17 protein-coding genes are annotated in these 14611 nt (G+C 72.6%); 8 read left to right on the forward strand and 9 right to left on the reverse strand.

The features are described from left to right. Window positions 1-13: 13 nt before the first annotated feature. A complete protein-coding gene (locus ABT014_RS04415) occupies window positions 14-583 on the forward strand; it encodes a GNAT family N-acetyltransferase (protein WP_350636992.1) in 570 nt (189 codons plus the stop codon). 47 nt (window positions 584-630) lie between these two features. Here ABT014_RS04415 and ABT014_RS04420 read toward each other — a convergent pair whose 3' ends face one another. The 4 genes from ABT014_RS04420 to ABT014_RS04435 form a co-directional block, all read right to left on the reverse strand. After that, on the reverse strand, window positions 631-885 hold the full coding sequence (locus ABT014_RS04420) for a Txe/YoeB family addiction module toxin (RefSeq protein WP_350636994.1): 255 nt from the start codon (window positions 883-885) through the stop codon (window positions 631-633). Further along, window positions 882-1163, reverse strand: a complete 282-nt coding sequence (locus ABT014_RS04425) for a type II toxin-antitoxin system Phd/YefM family antitoxin (protein ID WP_350636996.1) — start codon at window positions 1161-1163, stop codon at window positions 882-884. The genes ABT014_RS04420 and ABT014_RS04425 overlap by 4 nt, the downstream gene beginning before the upstream one ends. A gap of 131 nt (window positions 1164-1294) precedes the next feature. Continuing rightward, window positions 1295-2368, reverse strand: a complete 1074-nt coding sequence (gene ychF / locus ABT014_RS04430) for a redox-regulated ATPase YchF (protein ID WP_350636998.1) — start codon at window positions 2366-2368, stop codon at window positions 1295-1297. 76 nt (window positions 2369-2444) lie between these two features. Further along, window positions 2445-2855 carry a VOC family protein gene (locus ABT014_RS04435; RefSeq protein WP_350637000.1) on the reverse strand — a complete coding sequence of 137 codons (411 nt, stop codon included), beginning with the start codon at window positions 2853-2855 and terminating at the stop codon, window positions 2445-2447. A gap of 108 nt (window positions 2856-2963) precedes the next feature. Between ABT014_RS04435 and ABT014_RS04440 the strand changes: the two genes are divergently transcribed. Further along, window positions 2964-3524, forward strand: a complete 561-nt coding sequence (locus tag ABT014_RS04440; protein WP_350637002.1) for a DUF6542 domain-containing protein — start codon at window positions 2964-2966, stop codon at window positions 3522-3524. Between the two features lie 151 nt (window positions 3525-3675). Here the strand turns inward: ABT014_RS04440 and ppgK are convergent, their stop codons facing one another. Continuing rightward, window positions 3676-4428: a polyphosphate--glucose phosphotransferase gene (gene ppgK / locus ABT014_RS04445; RefSeq protein ID WP_350637004.1), complete on the reverse strand. Its 753-nt coding sequence runs from the start codon at window positions 4426-4428 to the stop codon at window positions 3676-3678. Window positions 4429-4581: 153 nt separating this feature from the next. Then, window positions 4582-5556 (reverse strand): 4-hydroxy-3-methylbut-2-enyl diphosphate reductase, encoded by a 975-nt coding sequence (locus ABT014_RS04450; RefSeq protein ID WP_350637006.1) that lies wholly within the window; start codon window positions 5554-5556, stop codon window positions 4582-4584. 76 nt (window positions 5557-5632) lie between these two features. On the opposite strand from ABT014_RS04450, the gene ABT014_RS04455 reads away from it, so the two are divergent. The 4 genes from ABT014_RS04455 to ABT014_RS04470 all read left to right on the forward strand — a co-directional run bounded on the left by ABT014_RS04455 (window position 5633) and on the right by ABT014_RS04470 (window position 9309). After that, complete coding sequence (locus tag ABT014_RS04455) at window positions 5633-6979, forward strand: APC family permease (RefSeq protein WP_350637008.1); 1347 nt, start codon at window positions 5633-5635, stop codon at window positions 6977-6979. Window positions 6980-7063: 84 nt separating this feature from the next. Beyond that, complete coding sequence (xseA, locus tag ABT014_RS04460) at window positions 7064-8275, forward strand: exodeoxyribonuclease VII large subunit (RefSeq protein WP_350637010.1); 1212 nt, start codon at window positions 7064-7066, stop codon at window positions 8273-8275. Window positions 8276-8341: 66 nt separating this feature from the next. Further along, window positions 8342-8581, forward strand: a complete 240-nt coding sequence (locus tag ABT014_RS04465; protein WP_350637012.1) for an exodeoxyribonuclease VII small subunit — start codon at window positions 8342-8344, stop codon at window positions 8579-8581. Between the two features lie 134 nt (window positions 8582-8715). Beyond that, window positions 8716-9309 carry a malonic semialdehyde reductase gene (locus ABT014_RS04470; protein ID WP_350637014.1) on the forward strand — a complete coding sequence of 198 codons (594 nt, stop codon included), beginning with the start codon at window positions 8716-8718 and terminating at the stop codon, window positions 9307-9309. A gap of 244 nt (window positions 9310-9553) precedes the next feature. On the opposite strand, the gene ABT014_RS04475 is transcribed toward ABT014_RS04470, so the two are convergent. Further along, entirely contained in the window at window positions 9554-10057 is a 504-nt protein-coding gene (locus ABT014_RS04475; protein WP_350637016.1) for a DUF4245 domain-containing protein, read from the reverse strand. Between the two features lie 223 nt (window positions 10058-10280). Between ABT014_RS04475 and glpX the strand changes: the two genes are divergently transcribed. After that, the gene (gene glpX / locus ABT014_RS04480) at window positions 10281-11321 is read left to right on the forward strand and encodes a class II fructose-bisphosphatase (protein ID WP_350637018.1); all 1041 of its coding nucleotides are present in this window, start codon (window positions 10281-10283) and stop codon (window positions 11319-11321) included. Between the two features lie 61 nt (window positions 11322-11382). On the opposite strand, the gene ABT014_RS04485 is transcribed toward glpX, so the two are convergent. Next, window positions 11383-11775 carry a WhiB family transcriptional regulator gene (locus ABT014_RS04485; protein WP_502894848.1) on the reverse strand — a complete coding sequence of 131 codons (393 nt, stop codon included), beginning with the start codon at window positions 11773-11775 and terminating at the stop codon, window positions 11383-11385. Between the two features lie 258 nt (window positions 11776-12033). Beyond that, window positions 12034-12714: a DUF1707 SHOCT-like domain-containing protein gene (locus ABT014_RS04490; protein ID WP_350637471.1), complete on the reverse strand. Its 681-nt coding sequence runs from the start codon at window positions 12712-12714 to the stop codon at window positions 12034-12036. Window positions 12715-12920: 206 nt separating this feature from the next. On the opposite strand from ABT014_RS04490, the gene ABT014_RS04495 reads away from it, so the two are divergent. Next, on the forward strand, window positions 12921-14588 hold the full coding sequence (locus tag ABT014_RS04495; RefSeq protein WP_350637020.1) for a fumarate hydratase: 1668 nt from the start codon (window positions 12921-12923) through the stop codon (window positions 14586-14588). The last annotated feature ends 23 nt before the right edge of the window (window positions 14589-14611 follow it).

The raw sequence follows: 14611 nt of genomic DNA on the forward strand, positions 1-14611 counted from the left end.
CTACCCTCGACCGATGGAGAAGATCACTACGCGACCGACGGCGGCCGCCACCCCGTCGGGCCCCGCGCTCGTCCTGCGCCCCTGGGGCCCAGCGGACGCCGCCGACCTGGTCGGGCTGGCGCGGGACGAAGCGCTGCGCCGGTGGACGAGCTTCGCCGTGCACGACGAGGCGAGCGCGGCCCGGTGGATCGAGGAGCAGCAGCGCGGCCAGGAGGCCGGGGACCGGCTCGCCTTCGCCGTCCTCATGTCCGAACCCGCGGGCGGCGAGGGCAGGTTGGCGGGCCACGTGGTGCTCAAGGGCGCCGTGCCGGGCGCCTCGTCCGCGGAGGTCGGCTACTGGACCGCGCCGCACGCCCGCGGCCTGGGCGTGGCACCCCGGGCGCTCGACGCCCTGACGGACTGGGCCTTCGACCTCTTCCCCGGCGCCGGGCCGACGAGCCTCGAACTCGTACACCAGGTCGACAACACCGCGTCCTGCCGCGTCGCACAGAAGTGCCGGTACGAGCTGAGCGCCGTGCTGCCGTCCGCCCCACCCGCCCACCCCCGCACCGGCCACCTGCACATCCGCCCGCGCAACCACTGACCCCGAAGGCCCGCCCCGCTGCATCTCGGGTCGAGCAGCCTCCGCCGTCAGTAGTGGTAGCGCGCCGCCAGGACGACGATCTCCCGGTCCGTGACCAGGCAGACAAGCCGGTGCTCGTCGTCGATGCGGCGGGACCACGCGCCGGGCAGGTAGTACTTCAGCGGCTCCGGCTTGCCGATCCCGGTGAACGGGTCGCGCAGGACGTCCTCGATGAGCTTGTTGATCCGCGCGAGCGTCTTGCGATCGTTCTTGAGCCAGGAGGTGTAGTCCTCCCAGCCCTGTTCCTCGAAGACGAGCCTCACTCGACACCCCGCCCGGCATCGGCCGAGTCGGGGTCGATGAGCGTGCGCTCGGAAAGCCCTGTGCCGTTCAGCGCATTGTCGTACGCCTTGAGCAGGCGCCGCGCGTTCGCCGGCGACCGCAGGAGGTACGAGCCCTCCCGCAGGGCGGCGTAGTCCTCGGCGGACACGAGCACGGCGTTCCCGTGCTTGGACACGATCTCGATGGCGTCGTGATCCTCGTTGACCTTCTTGATCAACGGGAAGAGATCCCTGCGCGCCTCGCTCGCGGTGATGGACACGGCACGTACCCCCTTCGGCAAGTGGTACCGAATAACGTACCACCCAAGGCAGACCCTCGGGCGTCGTCCCGCACGGGAACGGGGAGAGGGCCGGACTCCGCGGAGTCCGGCCCTCTCGCAGCACCACGCGATCAGACGTTGAAGCGGAACTCCACCACGTCGCCGTCCTGCATGACGTACTCCTTGCCCTCGATGCGGGCCTTGCCCTTGGCGCGGGCCTCGGCGATGGAGCCGGTCTCGACCAGGTCGTCGAAGGAGATGACCTCCGCCTTGATGAAGCCCTTCTGGAAGTCGGTGTGGATGACTCCGGCGGCCTCGGGGGCGGTGGCGCCCTTCTTGATGGTCCAGGCCCGGGTCTCCTTGGGGCCGGCGGTGAGGTAGCTCTGCAGGCCGAGGGTCTCGTAGCCGACGCGGCCGAGGGTGGCCATGCCGGTCTCCTCCTGGCCCATGGACTGGAGGAGTTCGAGCGCCTCGTCCTCGTCCATGCCGATCAGTTCGGACTCGATCTTGGCGTTGAGGAAGATCGCCTCGGCCGGGGCGACCAGCGCGCGCTGCTCGTCCTTGAAGGCCTCGTCGGTCAGCTCGTCCTCGTCGACGTTGAAGACGTAGAGGAACGGCTTGGTGGTGAGCAGGTGCAGCTCCCGCACCGAGGAGGCGTCGAAGCCGACCTCGAACAGGGTCTTGCCGGACTCCAGGACCTTCTGGGCCGCCTCGGCCGCCGCCAGGGTGGCCGCCGACTCCTTCTTCAGGCGGGACTCCTTCTGGAGGCGGGGCAGCACCTTCTCGATCGACTGGAGGTCGGCGAGGATCAGCTCGGTGTTGATGGTCTCGATGTCGTCCTTCGGCGAGACCTTGCCGTCCACGTGCACCACGTCCGGGTCGACGAAGGCCCGGATGACCTGGCAGATCGCGTCGGACTCACGGATGTTGGCGAGGAACTTGTTGCCCAGGCCCTCACCGACGCTGGCGCCGCGGACGATGCCCGCGATGTCCACGAAGTCCACCGTCGCCGGCAGGATCCGCTGCGAGCCGAAGATCTCGGCGAGCTTGGCCAGCCGGGAGTCCGGGACACCGACCACGCCGACGTTGGGCTCGATGGTGGCGAACGGGTAGTTGGCCGCCAGCACGTCGTTCTTGGTCAGGGCGTTGAACAGGGTCGACTTGCCGACATTCGGCAGACCGACGATTCCGATCGTGAGCGACATGTAGCGATGTCCCGTGGGCTTGGAGGGAGGTGGAGCGGCACCGGTCCGGGCCGATCCCCCAGTCTACGGGGCGCGCTCAGGGCAGCTGGTCCGGCTCCGGCAACTCCGCGGGCGCACCGAGCGGCTCCAGGAACTCCAGCCGGTTGCCGAACGGGTCGGCCGAGTGGAACCGCCGGTAGCCGGGGAAGCCGTCGTCCCAGCCCACCGGGCTGCCGTACGCCGCCAGCCGCTCGGCCAGCCCGTCCAGCCCGCTGACCAGCAACGCCGGGTGCCCCTTCGCCGACGGCCGGTGCTCCGGGACGACCCCGAGGTGCACCTCCACGCCGCCGCCGCGGAACCAGCAGCCACCGCGCGCCGCCAGCACCGGCGGCTTCACCAGCTCCACCATCCCGAGCACCCCGGCCCAGAACTCCCGGCACCGCTGCTCCGCCCCCACCGGGACGTCCAGCTGCACGTGGTGCAGCCGCTCGAACACGAATCCGGCCATGGTCCACCCCCGTCGTACGCCCTGCGACCCTACGCCCGGCCCGGACACGGAGGAAGCATTCCGCGGGCATTACACAGTGTGGCGATGATCGGACCGTACGTTGGGCTGGTGGAGCAGAGCATCCGTACCCAGCCGCCAGGGCCGAGGCGGCGGCCGCCGACAGGTGCCGCCGCCGAGGCCGCCGTACCGGGGCAGTCCGCGCCCCCCGACACCCGGCTGCGGCCGGCCTCCGGGCCGCGGGCCGCGCCGAGGCTGCGCCTGCGGCTGCCGGCCGACCGCCGGCGCAGCGGGCGCCCGACCCGGCTGACCGCGATCGGGACCGGGGTGGTCGCCGTGCTGGCGACGCTGCTGGTGGCGGGGGCGGACCGGTTGCTGTTCGGCGGGCTCGGGGTGCTGTTCGGCCTCGGGTACCTGGCGATCTGCTTCCAGCTCGCGGTCCGCGTCCGGCTGTCGGACCTGCCGGCCGCCCCGATCAGCGGCCCGATCGCCTTCGCGGCGGCGCTGGTGCTCTGCCAGCCGAACGAGGTGCCCGGGATCACCGGCGAGGTGGTGGCGCTGGCCGGCGGGCTGGCGCTGCGGGCCGGCTGGCTGTTCGCCGGGACGGGGCTGGCGGTGCTGATCGTGGCGGCCCGGTTCCTCGCCCAGCGCCGGATCCGCCGGGCCCGCTGACCGGCCGGCTCCGCACCACGGCCGACGCCCCACCACGGCCGACGCCCCACCACGGCCGGCTCCGAACCGCGGCCGACGCACCCGCCCGATCCCGCGCCGCCGGCCCGACCCCGCAGCCCGGGCCGGGCCCCGGGGCCGGTGTCCGCCCGGCTCAGTGCGCCTCGGCCGCCGCCTGCGCCGCCATCGCCGCCCCGACGATGCCCGCGTCGTTGCGCAGCCGGGCCGGCACCACCTCGGCCCCGCGCTCGGTCAGCAGCGGCAGGAACTTCTCGTGCTTGCGGCTCACCCCGCCGCCGATGATGATCAGCTGCGGCGAGAACAGCCGCTCCACCATGCCGAGGTACTCGTCCACCCGCTCCGCCCAGTCGGGCCAGCTCAGGTCGTGGCGCTCCCGGGCCGCCGAGGACGCCCGGTGCTCGGCGTCCTTGCCGCGCAGCTCCAGGTGGCCGAGCTCGGTGTTGGGCACCAGGGTGCCGTCCACGAAGAGCGCGCTGCCGATCCCGGTGCCGAAGGTGAGCACCATGACCACGCCCCGGTGCGCCTGTCCGGCGCCGTGGGTGAGCTCGGCCAGCCCGGCGGCGTCGGCGTCGTTGATCACGGTGGCGGGCAGGTCGAGCGCGTCGCCGAACAGGCCCGCCGCGTCCACCCCGATCCAGCCCTTGTCCACATTGGCGGCGGTGCGGGTGTGGCCGTCCACCACCACGCCGGGGAAGGTGAGGCCGACCGGGCCCTGGTGGTCGAAGTGTCTGACCACCTCCTGGACGGCCGCCACCACCGACTCGGGCGAGGCGGGGTGCGGGGTGAGGACCTTGTGCCGCTCCTGGGCCAGCGCCCCGCGTTCCAGGTCGACCGGGGCACCCTTGATGCCCGATCCACCGATGTCCACACCGAATACCTTCGTCATCTGCCGCGACCTCCGTCATCCACAGCCTGTGCACAAACGTACGGGCGCAGGTCCGCCCCCGCCTGCTGATACCCCGGCCCGGACAGCACGATGCCCGGGACCCGACGGGCGGGCCCCGGGCATCGGAGCGGATCGGATCCTGCCGGCGGCAGGTCAGAGCTTGCCGGCGGCCTCGGCGCGCAGGTCGCGGCGGAGCTCCTTGGGCAGCGAGAACTGCAGGTGCTCCTCGGCGGTCTTGACGGTCTCCACGTCGGCGTAGCCGCGCTCGGCCAGGAAGGTGAGCACGCCCTCGACCAGGATCTCGGGCACCGAGGCGCCGCTGGTCAGGCCGACCGTGGTGACGCCCTCCAGCCAGGCCTCGTCGATCTCGTCGGCGAAGTCGACCAGGTGAGCGGCCTTGGCGCCGTACTCGAGGCCGACCTCGACCAGGCGCACGGAGTTGGAGGAGTTCTTGGAGCCGACCACGATCAGCAGGTCGGTGTCGGGGGCGATCTGCTTGACCACCACCTGGCGGTTCTGGGTGGCGTAGCAGATGTCGTCGCTGGGCGGGGAGACCAGCAGCGGGAAGCGCTTCTTGAGCTCGCCGACGGTGGCCATGGTCTCGTCCACCGAAAGGGTGGTCTGGGAGAGCCAGACGACCTTGGACTCGTCGCGGACCCGGACGTTGGCGACGTCCTCGGCGCCGTCCACCAGGTGGATCCGCTCCGGGGCCTCGCCCATGGTGCCGACGACCTCTTCGTGGCCCTCGTGGCCGACCAGCAGGATGTCGTAGTCCTCGTCGGCGAAGCGGACGGCTTCCTTGTGCACCTTGGTCACCAGCGGGCAGGTGGCGTCGATGGTGGCGAGCTTGCCGGCCTTGGCCTCGTCGTGGACGGCCGGCGCGACGCCGTGGGCCGAGAAGACCACGATCGAGCCCTCCGGCACCTCCTCCGTCTCGTCGACGAAGATCGCGCCCTGCTTCTCCAGGGTCTGCACGACGAACTTGTTGTGGACGATCTGCTTGCGGACGTAGATCGGGGCCCCGTACTGCTCCAGGGCCTTCTCCACGGCGATCACGGCGCGGTCGACGCCCGCGCAGTAGCCCCGGGGGGCGGCGAGCAGGACACGGCGCTGAGCAGTGGTGGACATGGCTCCATCGTACGGGCGATGCCGGGGCGGCCCCACGCGCGTGGCCGGTCGGGCGGCGAACGGCACGGGTGATCAAATGGGTGGGGTGAACGAGCAACTCCGGTCGGGTGCGCTGCGGCGCAGCCTCGGCCTGCGGGATCTGGTGGTCTACGGGTTGCTGTTCATCGCCCCGATGGCCCCGGTCGGGGTGTTCGGCGTGCTGGACGCGAAGAGCCGCGGCGCGGTCGCCGCGGTGTACCTGGTGGCGACCGTGGCGATGGGTTTCACGGCGCTGTCGTACGCCCAGATGGTGCGGGCGGTGCCGCGGGCCGGGTCGGTGTTCGCGTACGCGCGGGCCGGGCTGGGCGAGGGCGCCGGGTTCGTCGCCGGGTGGATGGCGATGCTGGACTACCTGCTGATCCCGGCGGTGGCGTACCTGTTCTCCGGGATCGCGCTGAACGCGCTGGTGCCCGGCGTGTCGCGGTGGGTGTGGACGGCGCTGGCGGTGCTGGTCACCACGGGGCTCAACCTGGCCGGGGTGCGGACCGCGGCGGCGGTGGGGTTCGCGGTGCTGGCGCTGGAGGTCGCGGTACTGGCGGTGTTCACGGTGGCGGCGACGGTGGAGCTGGTGCGGCACGGGGCGGTGCGGGACTGGTGGTCGCCGCTGGCCGCGGTGGGCGGCTTCTCGCTGTCCGCGGTGCTGTCGGCGGTCTCCGTGGCGGTGCTGTCCTTCCTGGGCTTCGACGCGATCGCCTCGTTCGTGGAGGAGGCGGTCGGGGCCTCGGCGGCGGTGGCGCGGGCGGTGCTGTGGTGCCTGGCGCTGGCCGGCCTGCTGTTCGTGGCGCAGACCTACCTGGCGGCGCTGCTGGAGCCGCTGACCCCGCAGCAGCTGGCGGCCGATCCGGCCGCGCAGGGTTCGGCCTTCTACGACACCGTGGACGCGGCGATCGGGCACTGGTTGCGCACCCTGGTCGCACTCTCCAAGGCGATCGGCGCCGCGTTCGCCGCGCTGGCGGGGCAGGCGGCGGCGGGCCGGCTGGTGTTCGCGATGGCGCGGGAGGGACGGCTGCCCCGGGCGCTCGCCGCGGTGGAGCCACGCTCGGGGGTGCCCGGCCGGGCCCTGCTCACGACGGCGCTGATCACGCTGGTGGCGGCGGTCTGGGCGGCCCGCCGGGACGACGGCCTGGACCAGCTGACCTCGGTGGTGAACGTCGGGGCGCTGACCGCGTTCGTCCTGCTGCACGCCTCGGTGATCGGCTGGTACGTGGTGCGGCGGCGCTCCCGGGACCTGCTGCGGCACCTGGTGGTGCCGGTGCTCGGGATCGCGGTGCTGGTGGCGGTGGTCCGGTCGGCCTCGCACCCGGCGCAGCTGGTGGGGGCGGTGTGGCTGGCGGTGGGCCTGGTGGTGCTGGCGGTGCAGGGGGTGGCTGCAGGTAACCGGTGAGGCGGGTCGGTGCCGTCCGGGCCAGTCGGCGGGCGGCGCTGCGGGCCGGCGGTTCTGTGGGTGCGCGGCGCTAGCCTCGTGGGTATGGCCAACTCCAGCTCCCCCGAAGCGCCGATCCCGGTCGGCAAGGTCTCCGCGCTGATCGGCGGCTGGATCGACCGGCTCGGCGAGGTATGGGTCGAGGGGCAGATTGCGCAGCTCAACCGGCGGCCGGGGGCCGGGATGGTGTTCCTGACGCTGCGTGACCCGGACCGCGACGTGTCGCTCACCGTCACCTGCTTCCGCTCGGTCTTCGACCAGGTGGCCGAGGTGGTGCAGGAGGGCTCCCGGGTGCTGGTGCACGCCAAGGCCGAGTGGTACACCGCGCGCGGGTCGCTGTCGCTGCGGGCCTCCGAGATCCGGATGATCGGACTGGGCGAACTGCTCGCCCGGCTGGAGCAGTTGAAGAAGCGGCTGGCCGGCGAGGGGCTGTTCGCGGCCGACCGCAAGCGGCCGCTGCCGTTCCTGCCGCACCGGATCGGGCTGGTCACCGGGCGCGGTTCGGCCGCCGAGCGGGACGTCCTGGAGGTGGCCCGGCGGCGCTGGCCGGCGGTCCGCTTCGAGGTGCGCAACGTGCTGGTTCAGGGGCCCAGCGCGGCCGGGCAGGTGGCCGCGGCCGTCCGCGAGCTGGACGCGCTGGCCGAGGTGGACGTGATCGTGGTCGCTCGCGGCGGCGGCAGCGTCGAGGACCTGCTGCCGTTCTCGGACGAGGAGCTGATCCGCACCGTGGCGGCAGCCCGTACGCCGGTGGTGAGCGCGATCGGCCACGAACCGGACCAGCCGCTGCTGGACTTCGTCGCCGACCTGCGGGCCGCCACCCCGACCGACGCCGCCAAGCGGGTGGTGCCGGACGTCGGCGAGGAGCTGGCCCGGGTGCACCAGCTGCGCGACCGGGCCCGGCGGCACATCACCGCCCGGGTCGAACGGGAGCAGGCCGGCCTGGAGGGGGTGCGCAGCCGTCCGGTGCTGGCCGCGCCGCACCGGCTGGTGGAGGGCCCGGCGGCGGAGGTGACGGCGTTGCTGGAGCGCTCGCGGCGGGTGCTCGGGCACCGGCTCGACCACGCCCAGACGGATCTGGGGCACACCTTGGCCCGGGTGGTGGCGCTGTCGCCGCTGGCCACCCTGGAGCGCGGGTACGCGGTGCTGCAGCGCGCGGACGGCACGGTGGTGACGGATCCGGCGCAGGTGGCGGCGGGTGAGCGGCTGCACGCCCGGGTGGCGGCGGGCGGCTTCGGGGTCGCCGTCGAGGAGGACTGACCCGGGCGCGGGCGGCCCCGGCCAGTACGCCGTTGGTCTGTCGGCGGCAGGCCCTACGCTGGCGCCATGGCAGATCAGCAGAGCACGGTCGGCGCCGACGACAGCCTGGGCTACGAGCAGGCGCGGGACGCGCTGCTGGAGGTGGTGCGCCGGCTGGAGGGCGGCGGCATCCCGCTGGAGGAGTCGCTGGCCCTGTGGGAGCGCGGCGAGGAGCTGGCCAAGGTCTGCCAGCGCTGGCTGGACGGGGCCCGGGCGCGGCTGGACGCGGCGCTGGCGGTCGAGGAGGGTCCGGGCGACCAGGGGTAGCCCGGGGGACGTGACCCGGATCACAGTACGGCGGAGGAATTGTTTAAGATTCACAGACTGTTGTGGACTACCGGATCGGCGGATTCCGCCGAGACGCTTCCCCCCGTAGTCCCCCCGTGACAAGGTGACCCGCAATGACTCTGGCTCTCGACGCCGCCGCCCAGGACCTGCTGTTCCGTGAGGCCCGCACCGCCAACACCTTCACCGACGAGCCGGTCAGCGACGAGCAGGTCCAGGCCATCTACGACCTGGTCAAGTACGCCCCGACGGCGATGAACCAGCAGCCGCTGCGGATCACCCTGGTGCGCAGCCCCGAGGCCCGCGAGCGCCTGGTCAACCTGATGTCGGACGGCAACAAGGCCAAGACCGCCGCCGCCCCGCTGGTCGCCATCCTGGCCCAGGACAACGAGTTCCACCACGAGCTCCCCACCCTGTTCCCGCACTTCCCGCAGGCCAAGGACGTCGTCTTCGCCGAGCGCCCGGCCCGTGAGGCCTCCGCCGCGATGAACGCCACCCTGCAGGCGGCCTACTTCATCATCGGCGTCCGCGCCGCCGGCCTGGCCGCGGGCCCGATGCTCGGCTACGACGCCGAGGGCATCAACAAGGAGTTCTTCGCGGACGGCGAGCACTCGGTCGTCACCGTGATCAACATCGGCAAGCCGGGCGCGGACGCCTGGTACCCGCGCTCCCCGCGCCTGGCGTACGACGAGGTCGTCACCACCGTCTGAGCAACGGCACGCACGAAGGGCCCCCGGCTTCCGGGGGCCCTTTCTGCTGATCCCCTGCGGCGGGGAGCCCCCCGGGGGCGCGGGGAACCGTGAGCCACAGGGAACGCAGGGTCCGCGCGGGTGACCACCGAGACCTCGGCCGCGGGCCGGATTCCTGCCGGACTCGCGCAGTTCCCCGCGCCCCTGGGGGTGAGCCTCGTGCTGTCGGAGGTGAGCCCTGGGCCCCTGGGAGTGAACGCCGGGCTCAGTGGAGGGACTGGGCGAGTTCGGTGAGTTCGGCGTAGGAGGCGCTGCCGGCGACCACGGTGGTGGCGGTGCCGTCCTGGCGGGTCAGGCCGCGGTAGCGGTCGCCCTGGTACCGCTCCCAGTCCTGGCCGGCGACCGGGGCACTGCCGTCCGCCGCGCCGCCGGGCACCACGGCGGAGAGCACGTCCGCCTTGGCGCCGTTGCTCTGCTCGATCGCCGCGTACTCGCCGGAGGGGGTGACGAAGCCCAGGTGCCAGACGTTGTGGCCGTTCTTGTCCTTGCGGTACTCGACCGAGGTGGCGCGCCAGCGGTCCGGCAGCCCCTGCGGGCCGAGCACCGGGTACGGCGCCGCGCGCTTCGCCGAGGCCAGCGCCGTGCGGTACTCCACCGCGTGCACCCCGTCGCCCGCCGAGTGCGGTACGAACAGGTACCCCACGGCCACCACGCCACCGACGGCCAGCATCGACAGGACCATGTCCCGCACCGACTGCCGGCTTCTCATGCTGCTCTTGCCTGCCACCCCCTCATGGTGACCCATCGCGGGCGCACCACCGTCACCCGGGGTCCCCGTGAGCCCTTGCGGCGCCCGTAGTCGCAGGTGGGCGAGGAGTGCGCCACAGACACCCGTCCGGGGGGCAGATACGATCGCACCACCCTCACCACGGCGTTCGACGCAGGCAGTAGTCGAGCGCTCACTGGCCGTCGCGTACAGAGAGGTAACGACGATGACCACGCAGTTCTCGCACAACCTGCCCAGCGCCCTGGAGGTGGCCCCCGAGGCTCCCGACCGGAACCTCGCGCTGGAGCTCGTCCGGGTCACCGAGGCGGCCGCCATGGCGGCGGGCCGCTGGGTCGGCCGGGGCGACAAGAACGGCGCCGACGGCGCGGCCGTCAAGGCCATGCGCACCCTCGTCTCGACCGTCTCGATGAACGGCGTCGTCGTCATCGGGGAGGGCGAGAAGGACGAGGCCCCGATGCTCTTCAACGGCGAGCGGGTCGGCGACGGCACCGGCGCCGAGTGCGACGTCGCGGTCGACCCGGTGGACGGCACGACGCTGACCGCCAAGGGCATGGGCAACGCGGTGGCGGTGCTGGCGGTGGCCGACCGCGGCACCATGTTCGACCCCAGCGCGGTGTTCTACATGGACAAGCTGGTCGCCGGCCCCGAGGCCGCCGACTTCGTCGACATCACCGCCCCGGCGGCGGTGAACATCCGCCGGGTCGCCAAGGCCAAGGGCAGCGCCGTCGAGGACGTCACCGTGGTGGTCCTGGACCGTCCGCGCCACGACGGCCTGGTCCGGGAGATCCGCGAGGCGGGCGCCCGGATCAAGTTCATCTCGGACGGCGACGTGGCCGGCGCGATCATGGCCGCCCGCGAGGGCACCGGCGTCGACCTGCTGATGGGCATCGGCGGCACCCCCGAGGGCATCATCGCGGCCTGCGCCATGAAGTGCATGGGCGGTGTCATCCAGGGCCGGCTGTGGCCCAAGGACGAGGCCGAGCGGCGCAAGGCCCTGGAGGCCGGCCACGACCTGGACCGGGTGCTCAGCACCGACGACCTGGTCAGCGGCGAGAACGTGTTCTTCGTCGCCACCGGCATCACCGACGGCGAGCTGCTGCGCGGTGTCCACTACCGCCAGGAGACCGCCACCACCAGCTCGCTGGTGATGCGCTCCAAGAGCGGCACGATCCGCCAGATCGACTCCACCCACAAGCTCTCCAAGCTGCGGGCGTACAGCGCGATCGACTTCGACCGGGCCAACTGACGGCTCCCGGCGCACGGCTGCGGCGGCCTCCCGGTCATCCGGGGGGCCGCCGCGGTCGCGTTCAGCCGGCTATCCGGCGCTCCACCCCGACCCGGCGCACCTCGCGCAGCTCGCCGTCCCGGCGCCGGCGGCGGCTCAGCACGACCCGGCGCTCGGCCGCCGTCAGCCCGCCCCACACCCCGTACGGCTCGGGCTGGGCCAGCGCGTGCTCCCGGCACTCCAGCAGCACCGGGCAGCGGGCGCAGACCCGCTTCGCCTGCTCCTCCCGGGCCAGCCGGGCGGCCGTCGGCTCCTTGGAGGGGGCGAAGAACAGCCCCGCCTCGTCGCTGCGGCAGGCCGCACCGGTGTGCCAGGGATTGTCGTCCAGGTGACCGTGCTGCTGCGCCGCCGCACCCGACGGACTGCGGCGGGCGGCGACGGCACCGGGGGCACTGGACTCGATCGGATGCAGCACGGCGTACTCCTGACCAGGCTCAAGACTCGGGGGGAAGGCTCGCGCCCCTGACCGGCTGCCCCGCGCTCACCCCGCCTCGGCATCGGCACGCCGACGCCCGGGATCACAGCCTCACAGGAACGATGATGCGAGAGGAACTACCCCGCCACCGCCCGATTCATGCACACCGCACGCAACCGACCACGGACTGCACTCGGCACAACGCCCGGTGCCATCCGGCCAGTTGACGCCGAGTGCGGCCCGCGGGAGCGGCCGCCGTCAGCCGTCCAGCTGCTTGCGCACCCACTCCTTGAGCTTCTTGCCGCGGCGCGGCCGCGCCTCGCAACCGCCGAACACCGCCGCGCCCTTCACCCGCACCACCGGGGCGTACGGGTCGGCCGAGGTCTGCTCCTTGACGTCGAAGCCGCCGAAGATGCCGACCCCGCCGCCGTGCAGGCTGACGTTCTCCGGCACCTTGATGTCCACCCCGCCGAAGATCGCGGTGACCTCGATCACCACCTCCGGGGACTCGAAGACCGCGTCGGTCAGGTCGATGTCCACCCCGCCGAACACGGCCACGGCGCGCAGCTGCGAGCCGACCCGCCAGCGGCCCTTGCGGCTGGCCCCACCGAAGATCGCCACCATCGAGGGCGACTCCGTACGGGCCGGCGCCTGCGGGGCGCGGGCCGGCCGGGGGGCGCCGAGCGGGGCCTTGTCCATCGAGATCCGCCCGTGCGCCGGCAGATCCCTGGTCAGCGGGACCAGCTCGCCGAAGGTCTTGGCGCTGTACGCCGCCTCGATCCGCTCGGAGTGCTCCTCCACGGAGAGCCGGCCCTCCGCGTAGGCGTCCCGGAGCAGCTCGGCGACCCGCTCGCGGTCGGCGTCCGAGGCCCGGAGCTCGGCCTCCGCGACCGGAGCGGCGTCGGGGCGGGCCGCGGGCGTCGCCCCGGCCTTCGTCATGGGTACGGGCTCGTGCCCCTGGGCGTCCTGCGACGGCGAGTTGTCCACGGGGAAAGACTAGCCACTGCGACCGCCCCCGAACGAGAGTTTCATTCGGTCCGCGTGACTCCGGTCACGCAGGCTGACCTTCGCTCCGGCCTCCCCGGCGCGGCGCCTACCCTGGAGGGTGCTTCGTCGACGCAGCCGAAAGACTTGAGGACCTCCCCATGGCCGCCACGCCAGAGTTCGCCTACCGTGACCTGCTCCCGATCGGTGCCGACCCCACGCCGTACCGCAAGATCACCTCGGAGGGCGTCTCCACCTTCGAGGCGGACGGGCGCACCTTCCTGAAGGTCGAGCCGGAGGCCCTGCGTCGGCTGACCGCCGAGGCCATGCACGACATCTCGCACTACCTGCGCCCGGCCCACCTGGCCCAGCTGCGCCGCATCCTGGACGACCCGGAGGCCAGCCCGAACGACCGCTTCGTGGCGCTGGACCTGCTGAAGAACGTCAACATCTCGGCCGGCGGCATCCTGCCGATGTGCCAGGACACCGGCACCGCCATCGTGATGGGCAAGCGCGGCCAGAACGTGCTGACCGAGGGCGGCGACGAGGCCGCCATCGCGCGCGGCGTCTTCGACGCGTACACCAAGCTCAACCTGCGGTACTCGCAGATGGCGCCGGTCACCATGTGGGACGAGAAGAACACCGGCAACAACCTGCCGGCCCAGATCGAGCTGTACGCCACCGACGGCGGCGCCTACAAGTTCCTGTTCATGGCCAAGGGCGGCGGCAGCGCCAACAAGTCGTACCTGTACCAGGAGACCAAGGCGATCCTCAACGAGGACTCGATGCTGGCCTTCCTGGAGCAGAAGATCCGCTCGCTGGGCACCGCGGCCTGCCCGCCGTACCACCTGGCGATCGTGGTCGGCGGCACCAGCGCCGAGTTCGCCCTGAAGACCGCCAAGTACGCCTCCGCGCACTACCTGGACGAGCTGCCCACCTCGGGCGACGCCGCCACCGGGCACGGCTTCCGCGACCTGGAGCTGGAGGCCAAGGTCACCGAGCTGACCCAGAAGATCGGCATCGGCGCGCAGTTCGGCGGCAAGTACTTCTGCCACGACGTGCGGGTGATCCGGCTGCCGCGGCACGGCGCCTCGCTGCCGGTCGCGATGGCCGTCTCCTGCTCGGCCGACCGCCAGGCGCTCGGCAAGATCACCGCCGAGGGGATCTTCCTGGAGCAGCTGGAGACCGACCCGGCCAAGTACCTGCCGGACACCACCGACGAGCACCTCGACGACGAGGTGGTCCGGGTGGACCTGAACCAGCCGATGTCCGAGATCCGGGCCCAGCTGTCCAAGTACCCGGTCAAGACCCGGCTCTCGCTCAGCGGCACCCTGGTGGTGGCCCGCGACATCGCCCACGCCAAGATCAAGGAGCGGCTGGACCGCGGCGAGGGCATGCCCCAGTACCTGAAGGACCACCCGGTCTACTACGCGGGCCCCGCCAAGACCCCCGAGGGCTACGCCTCCGGCTCCTTCGGCCCCACCACCGCCGGGCGGATGGACTCGTACGTCGACCAGTTCCAGGCGGCCGGCGGCTCGATGGTCATGCTCGCCAAGGGCAACCGCTCCAAGCAGGTCACCAAGGCCTGCGCCGAGCACGGCGGCTTCTACCTCGGCTCGATCGGCGGCCCGGCGGCCCGGCTCGCCCAGGACTGCATCAAGAAGGTCGAGGTGCTGGAGTACGCCGAGCTCGGGATGGAGGCGGTCTGGCGGATCGAGGTCGAGGACTTCCCGGCCTTCGTGGTCGTCGACGACAAGGGCAACGACTTCTTCGCGGAGGTCACGGACGGGCCGCTGATCACCAGCGTGCGCATCCGCTCCGCGGAGTAGCAGGCACAGTCGCTCCGCGGAGC

Source organism: Kitasatospora sp. NPDC094015 (genome assembly GCF_040304075.1).
Lineage (GTDB): Bacteria > Actinomycetota > Actinomycetes > Streptomycetales > Streptomycetaceae > Kitasatospora.